Below are 12,016 nucleotides of genomic sequence, written 5' to 3'. Positions count from 1 at the left end.
CACCTTGTGGTCTCGGAGGATATGGTCTTCCTTCTCCCATTGGCGGTCTATCACCTTGTGGTCTCGGAGGATATGGTCTTCCTTCTCCCATTGGCGGTCTATCACCCTGTGGTCTCGGAGGATATGGTCTTCCTCCTCCCATTGGCGGTCTATCACCCTGTGGTCTCGGAGGAAACGGTCTTCCTCCTCCCATTGGCGGTCTATCACCTTGTGGTCTCGGGAATCTGTTAAAATCTCTTCCTTCTTGTTTTTCTTCAGGTCTTTCCCCGTAAGGTTTTCCCATCGGAGGTTTTTGTCTTTGAAGGTCTGTTTCTGCCGGTTTTGATATTTGTTGTTGAGGTTCTGCTTTTTGTGTTAAAGAATTATCAGGTTTGTTAGTGGTTTCGGATTCAGGTTTAGGTTGATTTATAACTTTTGGTTGAGGAACGGGAGAAGACGGTTTTTTGGTAATTAAAGAGGCAAGTTTATCGGCATCTTCTTTGCTAATAGTGCTTGCATGGGATTTTGCCGTAATCTTTAATTTTTGGTCAAGCAAATCCATCACTTCCTTATTAGAAAGCTCTAAATTTTTTGCCAACTCATATATTCTTATTTTTTCTGCTGCCATCAGCTTTTTCTCCTAATTTCAACCTAAGTTTTTATTTTCCCACTTTTTCCAAATATTCTATTATATCTGCAGATACCTCCTTTTTTAAAATTTTCTGAAGTTTATTTTTTTTAAGAATTTTGTTTACACAATCAATATTATAACAAATATAAGAGGAACGACCAAAATGTCGGGATGAAGGATTTATAATTATTTCACCGGTATCATAAAGCTTCATTATTCTTATCATTTCGGTTCTGTTTTTAACATTAGCACACCCGATACATTTTCTAAAGGGCAATTTTATTATTCCTCTTTTTTTGTTTTTTTAGCTTTTTTAGGTTTCTCAGGGGCAGCCTCTGTTTCTTCAGTCACTTCGACTGTTTCTTTTTTTGTTTTTTTAGCTTTTTTAGGTTCTTCAGGAGCAGTTTCGACAATTTCGGTTTCTTCAATAATTTCATTTATTTCAGACACTTCAGTTGTTTCAGTTGTTTCAGCTTGTTCTTCATCGTATTCCTGATAATGTTCTTCCTGATATCTGTCATAATCATCTTGCATTTGTTCATACTGAGAAAGGCTTTTAATATCAATTTTCCAGCCTGTAAGCCTGTGAGCGAGTCTTACATTTTGACCTTCTTTGCCTATAGCCAGACTTAATTGATCATTAGGAACAACTACAAGAGCTTCTTTTCTTTGAGGAGAATCCTCATATATATGTACAGAAATAATTCTTGCAGGAGAAAGAGCATTTGTTATATATTCGCCGGGGTCATCAGAATATCTGACAATATCAATTTTTTCATTTTTAAGTTCATTGACAATTGTCTGGATTCTGCTTCCTCTAGGACCTATGCAAGCGCCTACAGGGTCAACATTTCCGTCTGTACTTGCTACTGCGATTTTTGTCCTGTATCCTGCTTCTCTGGAAATTGATTTTATTTCTATAATTCCGTCTTCAATTTCAGGAACTTCAAGTTCAAACAATTCTTGAACAATTCTGGAATGAACCTGTGAAACTACCACTTGAGGAAGTTTTGTGGTTTCTTTTACATCAAGAACATAGACTCTGATTCTGTCATTAACCCTGAAATATTCGCCGGGAATTTGCTCTTTTTGTGGAAGTACCGCATCTGTCCTTCCAATATTAACTATAACATTTCTTGGTTCAACCCGTCGAATAACTCCGGTTGCAAGAGTTCCTTTTCTTTCTGTAAATTCATCAAGAATCAATTTTCTTTCGGCTTCTCTTATTCTCTGAGTTATAACCTGTTTTGCAGACTGAGCGGCAATTCTGCCAAAATCCGCAGGAGTTACATCAATTTCAACTTCATCGCCAATTTCGCATTTTGGAGAAACTTTTCTTGCTTCTTCAAGAAGAACTTCGGTGTGTTCGCTTTGAACATCTTCAACAACTTCTTTTATCCTAAATACTCCAATTTCGCCTTTATTTTCATAAACATGAGCTAAGATGTTGGCAACATGCGTACCTTTTACGTGTTTTTTATAGGCTGTTACCATTGCATCCTCAAGAGATCTAAGTATGGCATCTTTAGGAATACCTTTTTCTCTTTCTAATTGCTCTGTAGCTTCAAGAAGCACCTTTCCAACTTTAATCACGTCTCTCTACTCCTTTTTATGTTCTAATATTCGTACTTAGGTTCAAGTTTTATTTGTGAAATATTGTTTTCTTCTATTTCGATGATTTGATTTGTTTCTTCTGTTTTTATTTTTAATCCGTTTTTTTCGTTGTAATCAACAATTGTTCCGACAAAAACTTTTATATTTTCATTAATTGGTTGTTTTAGTTTGATTTTGACCCTATTGTCTTGAAAAATCTCATATTCTTTGGATGATTTAAGTTTTCTTTCTGTGCCGGGGCTGCTTACTTCGAGATAATAGGGGATAGGTATTAATAAATCGAGATGTTCGGCTAACAGAGCTGTTATTTTTTCACAATCGTGATGAGTGGTTGCGCCTTTTGGGTTATAAATAAATACTTGAAGATGCCATTTGCCAAATTCTTCTACAAAATCAACTTCCAGAAGTATCAAATCTGATTCTTCAGCGGCTTTTTCTATAACCGGCGTAACTTTTTTGATTACTTCGGTTTTATTTATTTTGTCTTTTTGCACTTTGACATCTCAATTAAGTAAAGAAGAGAGTGGGGGTTGCCCACTCTCTTTCGAGTTATGAATATATTAACATTAAATTTATAAAATTACAAATTGTTCTTTAACAGGTATTTTTCAATACCGTATTCTTCTGTTAAAAAATTCGAGTCAAATTTATATTTTGGATTGTATATAGAATCCAAATATTTATTCAGCAAAATAGGGACAAATTTTGCAGGCAAACTGCTAAAATCAATCACAAATTCATTAATGCCTATTTCTTGAAAAATATTTATGTATTTGTATAAATCCAGAATTTTGTCTTTAAACATGTGAACTCTGCAAAATCCATCCACCGCAATGGGGAATGATTTTTTAATCATTTTGTCCTGAATTGCATAAGTTCCGCTATGGCAAGGAGCAGTGCAGGAAAGACGTGTTAATATCGCAGATTCCCTGTTCAAAGGGCATAATCCCGAACTTGGAATTCTTGTATTTCCGGCAATAGTTATTTGTCGGAACGGAATTTTGTCTTCTAATTTTTCTATAGATTGTTTTATGTTTTCGATCCCTTGAAAATTACTAAAATCAACTGTTTTTATACTGTGATGACTTTCAAGAAGCTCGATTGATGAGCTGTTTTGTATATTAAACCCCTGTCCGATTTCAATAGGAAGATTGATGTCTTTATCCTTAATTATGCTCCACCAGTACCCCAAATTGTTTACTACAACAGAATCAGGGTAAGGAGCCTGGGTTAAAACAGATTTTGTGTATTCATAAACCCTGTCAAAATCTCTTTCGATTAAAACGCGGGGAGTTCCCAGTTTAAGTTTTATGCCGTATTCTGCGCATTCATTTTTAACTTTATCAATTATTTTATTAAAACTGTATTTTGCTAAATCGGCAGTATTTAAAATCTCGCCGTATTCTATGGAATTGATGGGGTTGTTTTTAAGTATTTTCAGATATTTTTTGAGTTCATTTATTTGATCAAGGCTTGTAAATCTTAAGTTTAAACGAGGAACAGACTTGTTTTTTTCCAGATTTTTGTATTTGGGTTGAAAAAATCTTTGATATTCCCACTTAAAATTATGAACATTTCCTAAAAATTTAAATGTCCTTCCCCGTGAATTTTGGAATTCTCCTGAAAAATGATCTGTTTTATAAAGAGAATTCTCAATATTTTTAAAAGGAAGCTTTTGATTCTTATATATTTCAGGAGATTCCAGTATTTTTACAATAGAATTAATGCCTTCAGTCAGTTCTTTTGGGGTATTGAATTTGGCTTTTATTATTATTGTATCGACAATTCCGTTTTCAATAATTTCTTTTGCTATCCATGGAAGATTATTTGCATCAATAGCAATCTTATAATTTGTATATTTCTTTATTTTCAGCAAATTTTTAAGATAAATTTCTTCAGTTATATTTATCATTTGAGGTTTGTATATAGAGGAAAGAAATTCTGCGCTCGTTAAATTATGTATATTTAAGCCCGAATCAATTATGATTTTGCCTGAAAATCCAGTATTTTTAATTATTTCAAGTATTGCAGGATTGTTAACAAGGATTCCTTTAAAATCAAGAGTTTTTAATACTTCAAAAAGTTCAATGATTTTTTTTATTTCTGTTTCTTTAATATCGCTTTTGAAATTTATATAAAAATTTAAATTATGATCCTTTGAAACATTAATAAAATCAATGAGTTTTTCATGACCTGCTTTTTTTAAAAAATTTGAATGATAAGCATAAATATTTTTACATTTTGTATTTTTTACAAAATATATTTCTTCAAGAGTGCTAACAGGCGCAATTATTTCAAGGATTTTCATTTTTTATACCGGCACTTACTTTAATTGTTTTAATTATGTAATATACCATGTGCTTATGAATTGTCTACTTAAAATTAAAATACTTTAAATAAGGGATAATTATATATTCGATAGTTAATACAATAATCTGTGTGAAAGTTTATTGAAAGATAGTATGTGTAAAACTTATGATGATTAGAAAAAAAAGACTTAAAATTCTTCTGGCGGGTGTTTTTTCAATAACATATCTGACGTTGTCGTTCTGTTTGCAGGCACAATCAAGTGGTCTTTCCAATAAAATGACAGAAAAACAAAAAAATGCGGCAAAGTATTCTGCGGCTTCTTTAAAGAGTAGTAAAAAAAATTCTTCGGCTTCAAAAAGAAACGATGAAATGGTTGTTGTAAATGTCGTTAATTTTGGAAGAAAAAACCCTTTTAAACCTTATAAAAAATTTAGTATGGTTAACGGGGATTTGGCAATTCCTGCAGATATTCCTTCTCCACCGATGTTTGATCCGAATGCGGAAAATCAATTAAAAAATCTGATGCAGGCAAAAGTTAATGGCATTCTTTATGACCCGAGCGGAAATTCTGTTGCTATTATTAATGTTAAAGGCGCAGATTATATGGTTCGTCAAAATGATTCTATATATGGTTTTTATATTGAAAGAGTAACAAAAAACAAAGTAACCATCAGCTGTGGCAATAATAAATATAATGTTAGCGTTGGGCAGGTTATAGGACAGAATGATATTAATTATGATCCTGTAGTAAGAGGTAATCAAAATTTTGGAGGAACGGGCTACAGACTTCCTTCTATTAATATAAATGGTTTGTAGAATGAAAAGAATGATCTTAACACTGTTAAGGAGTGAATAATGATAAATCACCGAAAAAAAATGTTAACAAAAATGCTGGCAATGATGATTGCCGGACTTTTTGGGTTGGAGTCTGTTGCTACTGCGGCTAGCTTGCCAATAAAAATTGTTCCTTTGAGAGGAATAAGTACTGTAACAGCAGGTAGTGAATCCAAAAAATTAATTAATCCGGATTCTTCCAGCATAAAGTTAAAAGGCGGAATAAAAATTGACAATAAAGAACAATTAGTTACTTTATGTCTTTCAAAATCAGATTTAAGACAAGTTTTAAGAATGCTTGCAGATAAAGCAAAGAAAAATATAATCATCGACTCTTCTGTAGGAGGATCTACATCAACCGCAGGAGCATTGGGAACAGTGCCTTCAGGAATGAATACTACCACGGCAGGAAGTGTATCAGGCGGTCAAGACAGTGAAGGGGAAATAAGCCTTGATCTTGTAAATGTGACTGTAAACAAAGCTTTTGAATATATAATGACTATAAAACAGTTATCTTACTGGCAGGACGGAAATACTTTAATTGTTGCGACAAATGCCAAAGCAAGTGAATTAGGACTTAATAAAACAGAAATTAAACCTATTAAAATTAAATACGTAGACGCACAAAAAGTTGCAGACTTTTTGAACAGTAATATATTTAGTTTAAATAAACCTGATATAAGCAAAGCTGCTATTGTTACATCAAATCCAAGTTCAAACGAAATTTATATATTTGGTAAAAACAGCGACTATGAACTGGCAAAAAAGGTTATAGCCCACCTTGATACCAAACCTCAGGTAAATACATTTACTGTAAATTATGCGGCTCCGACTACTCTTGCTTCAAAGATATGTATGACTGTATTTCAAAATACAAATGCTGCCACAACAGGTTCATCAAGTGTTGCAGCAAGTAGTTCAACAAGCGGTTCAACATCAGGAAGCCAGTTGACCACAGTTTGTTCCGGTTCTGCCAGTGGTTCCGGCTCAACTTCGGGGTCAGGAACAACTTCAAGTTCCGGCTCAAGTTCAAGTTCCAGTTCTAGTACTTCTTCAGGTTCAAGTTCCGGAGGTCAAAATCTTTCGCCATTTTCAACATCTTCTTATATGGTGCTTGCTGATCCCGGATTAAATCAGATAACTATTTTTGGAGGAACACAGGAGCAGGTTAATCTTGCTCAGGAAATCATAAAAAACTTTGATAAAAAAGAGCCGCAGGTTTATCTTGAAATCTCTATTATCGAACTTAGCGAAGACGGCTCAAAAATATTATCAACTGAATGGATAAACAGTGCCGGAACAGATTCTCTTGGTTTTTCGGCAAAAACACTCGGAACTCCTGCAACACCAGGTGTTGCAGGGATACCTGCAACTGCAACAACTCCATTTGTTCCGGGACAAGCGGGGGTTCCCGGGTTATCAGGACAATCCGGAGCTTTAACATTGATAAATCCTTCGGGAGCAAATTTAGCTTTTCCTAAAGCCAGAGATTTCTCTACAGTAATTACCAGTATTATTACAAACGGTAAAGGTCGTATTCTTTCAAATCCAAGAATGATTGCTTCAAATAATGAACAATCTACAATAAATATAAATGAAGATATCGTTGCAAGTATTAAAACAGATACCACTACAAGTACTGCAACTACTTCTACCACAACAATAATACCCGGAAAAGTAGGGATAAGTCTTACTTTTACTCCTAAAATTTCTCCTAACGGTTATGTTACATTTGACCTAAAACCGTCTTACAGTTCAGTAAAAGGTGATGACGGTTATGGAGGAACTTTAACAAGAAGCAGAGATTTTGAAGCTAAAAACCTCAGCATTAAGGATGGAGAAACTCTTGTAATAGCAGGATTAATACAGGAAAGTGAAACAAATGCACAGTCAAAAGCTCCTATCTTAGCTGATTTACCAGTTGTTGGTGTTCTGTTCAAAAATCAATCTACCACCAAAAGCAGATCGGAATTGATTTTTATGATAACTCCAAGAATAATCAAAGATGATAAAGTAGAATCTATATAATTAATAAAAAAAATATAAAATTAAAATAAAAGGTAATAAAAATGACTGATCAAGTCGCAGAAAAAATAAGAAACAGTATAAATGTTGAATATCTCGGAATGTTTCTTGCTGAAGAAATTAAAAAAGAAAAATTTATTCCTATAAATAAACAGGGAGAATTTCTTTTTGTCGGTATTGTAGATGCAAACAATCAAGAAAAAAGAAACCCTGTATTAACAAAAATTGTTACGAAGACGAGATTGAAACCCAAAATCGTTCCTTTAACAGAAGAACAATTTGAAGAACTTTTTAGTTTTTTCAGAGATAAATTTCAAGAACCACCTATTCCGTTAAATCTGAATACGGTTGCTCTTAAGCCTGAAGAAAGTGAAGTTGTAGCATTTCCGAATTCTTCAAGACAGGCGTTGACACCAGTTGACAGCTCTCTCAAGAAAAGACTCGGAGATCAGCTTATTGATGACGGATTTATTACAAGAGAACAGCTTGAAGAGGCTCTTTTTCACAGTAAACAATCAGGTACCCCAATAGGTTCTGTACTGGTAAAATTAAATTTTATAACTGTTGATCAGCTAAGAAAGGCTCTTTCAAAGCAACAAGGTATAAATACTGTACAGTCAAAAGAGCTTGAGATTGACCGCAGCGTTATAAACCTTTTACCGGAAGACTTTATTAAAGAAAATAAAGTTGTTCCTATTAGAACGGACGGTAAAACTCTTTTTCTTGGAATGGTTAATCCAAACGATAAACAGGTTTTAAACGATATTATTTATATTACAGGTCTTAAACCTTATCCATTAATTCTTACTCATATAGAGTATGAAAGATGCATGAAAAATTTCTTTGAAACTGTCAGAGAAACGGATAAACTTCTCAAAGAAATTAATCATGAAGAAAGTGATATAGGCGATGAAGATAATTTATGGGATCAATTTGAAAGAGAACTTGAAGATGATTCTAACATCGTTGCAAAGTTTGCAAGTTCAATCATTACTGATGCTATAGATAGAAAAACAAGTGACGTTCATATTGAACCAATGTTTGACGGCTATATAGTACGTTATAGAACTGACGGTATTCTGCAAAAAGTACTTGACATCCCTAAAAAAGTTGAGTCTGCCGTAATGTCTCGTTTGAAAGTTATAGCAAAGCTTGATATTGCTGAACACAGAAGACCTCAGGACGGACATATTTCGTTAAAATATAATGACAGAACTTATGATTTAAGGGTTAGCACACTACCGGTTAACCAAAAAGAAAAAATGGTTATAAGGATTCTTGCGCCCGATATTAAAGTTCAAAAAGGTGATAACAAATTACAATTGGCTGGAGCCGTCCAGGAAGATCTTGAAAAAATAGAACTGATGACAAATAAGCCTCATGGTATTATTTTGGCGGTAGGTCCGACAGGAAGCGGTAAAACAACAACACTTTATTCTATTCTTAATAGAATGAACGATGAAAAAATAAATATAACAACGATTGAAGACCCTGTTGAAATTAAATTGGATGGAATAAGCCAAGTTCAGGTTAATCCTAGAGCAGATATTACATTTGCTTCTTGTTTAAGGGCTATTTTGAGACAAGATCCCGATGTAGTAATGATAGGGGAGATAAGAGATTTTGAAACCCTTGAAGCTTCAATTCATGCGTCAATTACAGGACACGTTGTTTTAAGTACTCTTCACACTAACAGCGCAGCTGCAACTGTTGTACGTCTTACAGAAATGGGTGCTGCCGCACATTTGGTAGCAACAGCTCTTGAGGGTATAATAGCTCAAAGACTTGTGAGAAAACTATGTCCTTATTGTAAAAGAGTTTATCAGCCGACTGATAAAGAATTAAAATTTATTGCTTCATCAGAAGAAGATATGCAATTCTTTAAAAAACAAAAAATATATGAGTCGGTTGGTTGTGATTCGTGTAATAATTCAGGTTTTGTGGGAAGAATGGGCATCTATGAAGTGCTTGTGGTTAGCCGAGAAATCAAAAAAATGATATCAAAAGGTGCTGCAGATCATGAAATTGAAGAAACTGCTATAAATTGCGGAATGAAAACATTGCAAAGAGGCGGACTTGATGCAATAGTCAATGGAGATATTTCTATTTCGGAATTTGTACGCGTTCTTGGCGTAGTTAATGATTAATATAAATAGATTCTCACAGCAGATAAACTATACTATTATGATTGTAAACGTATGAAATTGCTGAGAATAACAAGGAACCGGGACTAATATGGCTATCTTTACTCATAAATCGCTAAAAAACGGATCAGAAAAGGTTCAGGGCAAAATTGAAGCTGATTCTCTCAAAGAAGCAAGAGATCTTTTGAGAAAACAGGGATATATGCCTATTAAAGTTGAAGAAGAAGGCGTTACTCTCAGTCGAAACACCACTCAAAAAAGAAAAACATATAAAAAAGTTAAAGTAAATAAATTAAGTATGCGTGAGCAAATTGATTTTACAAATATACTTTATACTTTTGCAAAATCCGGTATTTCTCTTGTAGAATCGTTGTTTTTCATAGAAATGAATTCCGAAAGCCGTAATATTCAAAATCTTTCAATAGAGCTCAGAAAACTTGTACTGGCAGGTGGAGGATTAAGTGAAGCGATATCAAAATTTCCGGAATCTTTTGATCAGGTGTATATAGGTCTTGTAAGAGCAGGTGAAGAGAGTGGAGAGCTCGAGTCAACACTAAAAAGAATTTCTTTTTTGCTCGACAAGCAGGATAAATTAAAAAGTAAAGTTGTTTCAACTCTTTCATATCCTGTATTTGTCATAATTCTTGCAATGATTGTAGTAACAGTAATGTTGATGTTTGTATTTCCTGCATTTAAGGGAATGTATTCACAAATGGGCATAGAACTTCCTCTTTTAACGACAGTTTTGATAACTGTCGGGGAGTTTATGAAAAAATATTGGTATACTGTTCCTCTTGGTTTTCTTTCAACAGGATATTCAATATATTATATTTTTACATGGCCGACATCGAGAAAAATTTTAGATGAAATTGGATTAAATATACCTGTGTTTGAAAAGTTTCTGAGGTTTACTTCTCTCTCAAACTTTATTACTGCTTTGACAGTGGCATTTGAGGCAGGTGTTACGTTGGTAGACAGTTTGTTGTTTGCAAATCTTACGGTTACAAATATTGTGCTGCACGATGCTTTAAAAAAAGTTGCTGTTGATGTTCAATATGGAAAATCTCTTTCTGCTGCATTAAAGAGTTCTAAAGTACTTCCCGGAATTGTAATGTGTATGATTTCGACAGGTGAAGAATCAGGTTCTCTTGGAGAAATGCTAGAAATGGCGGGTGTTTATGTAGACGATCAAGTTGATCGCATAGTTGATATTTTAAGTAAAATGATGGAGCCTATTTTATTTGTTGTAATTGGTGCAATAGTTCTAGTACTTGCATTGTCTTTATATCTCCCTCTTTTCAAAGCTTATGCAAATATGGGTTAGGAAAAAGCAAAAAGGAAAAGCAATATGTCTAATGAAGTTTTTTTTAGTGAAGATGATTTTAGTGAAGATGATTTTATAAAATCAACAATATCAGGCTTTTGGTCTGAAAAAGTTTATGTAGTAACAAAAGATTATGAAATTAAAGGTTTTGTTTTTATGCCTAAAACAGGCAAAAAGAACAGGGTTTTATCGGATATTCTTAACGGCAAAAAGCGATTCATGGCAATTAAGGATGCAGAAATTACCAACAAACATTATCCTGAAAGAGCAGTTGAACTGAATGATTTTATCCAGATTAACCTTGACTCGATAGTTTTAATTAGACCCGTAAAAGAAAACTAAAATCTATGAAAACTCAAATCCTCGTTAATAAACTTATCCCTAGAACTTTTAATATTGTTAAAATTAATCAGGTTTTGATAATGCCGTTTTTAATGTTTCTTTTGCTTGTTGTTGTTGTATTATCTCCAGGCGGCATAAATCCTTTTGTAATAGTTGCAGTGTTGGCATTAAAGAGTGTTTTTCTTTCAGGCTGGCTTAATATGTTCCATATGTGTCTGGAAAATACCAATAATGAAAACATTTCAGATGAGCAAAAAACTTTAAATTCCTTGAATTTATATAAAGAATTTTTTCCCGGAGTAGGAAAATATTTTCAAAAAATATTTTGGGGAATTTTGATTTTTATTTTGTTTGTAAATTTGGTTGAATCAGCAATTTTTCATTTTTTAGGGACTTTTAAAAGTTTTTCGCTTGAAAATCTTCCTCAAACGCTTAGTACAAAATCCGATTTTTTAAATTTCTGGAATAAAATTAGTCATGCGGATAAAATAAGAATTTTTAAGATAGCGGCGATTGATATGTCTTTTGTCGGGTTTTTCTCTTATTTGACTATGCTGTGGACGCAGTTTGTTGTCGTTGAAAATAAAAACCCCGTGAGTGCATTTATTTCAAGCATAAAGGCTGTTTTAAATGATCCGATAAACACATTTTTAATATTTACTTTAATGTTGATAAGCTTTATTTTTATTTTTGTTTTAAATTTTATGTTGGGTGAAAATATTTTGAGCCAGTTATTGACTCTGATGCTTTTTGCCTATGTTATAGTTTATTATACGATGATGACTTTTTTATACTTTGAAAGATACAGGTAAG

General features: G+C 33.4%; 10 protein-coding genes. 6 read left to right on the top strand and 4 right to left on the bottom strand.

What is annotated here, in order from left to right; all coding sequences use genetic code 11:
* From WCG23_07690 to WCG23_07675, 4 genes are all read right to left on the bottom strand, one after another.
* Window positions 1–607 (bottom strand): translation initiation factor IF-2 N-terminal domain-containing protein (locus tag WCG23_07690; GenBank protein ID MEI8389754.1); only part of this gene is annotated, 607 nt, incomplete at its 3' end.
* Window positions 608–892: 285 nt separating this feature from the next.
* Window positions 893–2,203 (bottom strand): transcription termination factor NusA, encoded by a 1,311-nt coding sequence (gene nusA / locus WCG23_07685; GenBank protein ID MEI8389753.1) that lies wholly within the window; start codon window positions 2,201–2,203, stop codon window positions 893–895.
* A 23-nt stretch (window positions 2,204–2,226) separates the two neighbouring features.
* Window positions 2,227–2,718 (bottom strand): ribosome maturation factor RimP, encoded by a 492-nt coding sequence (locus tag WCG23_07680; GenBank protein MEI8389752.1) that lies wholly within the window; start codon window positions 2,716–2,718, stop codon window positions 2,227–2,229.
* A gap of 86 nt (window positions 2,719–2,804) precedes the next feature.
* Window positions 2,805–4,532: a hypothetical protein gene (locus WCG23_07675; protein MEI8389751.1), complete on the bottom strand. Its 1,728-nt coding sequence runs from the start codon at window positions 4,530–4,532 to the stop codon at window positions 2,805–2,807.
* A gap of 167 nt (window positions 4,533–4,699) precedes the next feature.
* Here WCG23_07675 and WCG23_07670 point away from each other — a divergent pair, with 167 nt between their 5' ends.
* The 6 genes from WCG23_07670 (at window position 4,700) to WCG23_07645 (ending at window position 12,015) form a co-directional block, all read left to right on the top strand.
* Complete coding sequence (locus WCG23_07670; GenBank protein ID MEI8389750.1) at window positions 4,700–5,350, top strand: hypothetical protein; 651 nt, start codon at window positions 4,700–4,702, stop codon at window positions 5,348–5,350.
* A gap of 39 nt (window positions 5,351–5,389) precedes the next feature.
* On the top strand, window positions 5,390–7,396 hold the full coding sequence (locus tag WCG23_07665; GenBank protein MEI8389749.1) for a hypothetical protein: 2,007 nt from the start codon (window positions 5,390–5,392) through the stop codon (window positions 7,394–7,396).
* Window positions 7,397–7,437: 41 nt separating this feature from the next.
* The gene (locus WCG23_07660; protein MEI8389748.1) at window positions 7,438–9,540 is read left to right on the top strand and encodes an ATPase, T2SS/T4P/T4SS family; all 2,103 of its coding nucleotides are present in this window, start codon (window positions 7,438–7,440) and stop codon (window positions 9,538–9,540) included.
* An 88-nt stretch (window positions 9,541–9,628) separates the two neighbouring features.
* Window positions 9,629–10,861, top strand: coding sequence for a type II secretion system F family protein (locus tag WCG23_07655; GenBank protein ID MEI8389747.1), 1,233 nt, complete (start codon window positions 9,629–9,631; stop codon window positions 10,859–10,861).
* 24 nt (window positions 10,862–10,885) lie between these two features.
* Window positions 10,886–11,203 carry a hypothetical protein gene (locus tag WCG23_07650; GenBank protein MEI8389746.1) on the top strand — a complete coding sequence of 106 codons (318 nt, stop codon included), beginning with the start codon at window positions 10,886–10,888 and terminating at the stop codon, window positions 11,201–11,203.
* 5 nt (window positions 11,204–11,208) lie between these two features.
* The gene (locus tag WCG23_07645) at window positions 11,209–12,015 is read left to right on the top strand and encodes a hypothetical protein (GenBank protein MEI8389745.1); all 807 of its coding nucleotides are present in this window, start codon (window positions 11,209–11,211) and stop codon (window positions 12,013–12,015) included.
* The last annotated feature ends 1 nt before the right edge of the window (window position 12,016 follow it).

The sequence above is a fragment of the bacterium genome (genome assembly GCA_037147175.1).
Taxonomy (GTDB): domain Bacteria; phylum Cyanobacteriota; class Vampirovibrionia; order Gastranaerophilales; family UBA9971; genus UBA9971.
The sequence above is the reverse complement of the archived record's forward strand: the minus strand, read 5'-3'. Positions and strand labels throughout refer to the sequence as shown.

Excerpts from the sequence above, each read along its gene's own strand:
- WCG23_07655 (MEI8389747.1), top strand. The coding sequence starts at position 9,629 with ATGGCTATCTTTACTCATAAATCGCTAAAAAACGGATCAGAAAAGGTT.
- WCG23_07645 (MEI8389745.1), top strand. The coding sequence starts at position 11,209 with ATGAAAACTCAAATCCTCGTTAATAAACTTATCCCTAGAACTTTTAAT.
- WCG23_07670 (MEI8389750.1), top strand. The coding sequence starts at position 4,700 with ATGATGATTAGAAAAAAAAGACTTAAAATTCTTCTGGCGGGTGTTTTT.
- WCG23_07660 (MEI8389748.1), top strand. The coding sequence starts at position 7,438 with ATGACTGATCAAGTCGCAGAAAAAATAAGAAACAGTATAAATGTTGAA.
- WCG23_07650 (MEI8389746.1), top strand. The coding sequence starts at position 10,886 with ATGTCTAATGAAGTTTTTTTTAGTGAAGATGATTTTAGTGAAGATGAT.
- WCG23_07675 (MEI8389751.1), bottom strand. The coding sequence starts at position 4,532 with ATGAAAATCCTTGAAATAATTGCGCCTGTTAGCACTCTTGAAGAAATA.
- WCG23_07665 (MEI8389749.1), top strand. The coding sequence starts at position 5,390 with ATGATAAATCACCGAAAAAAAATGTTAACAAAAATGCTGGCAATGATG.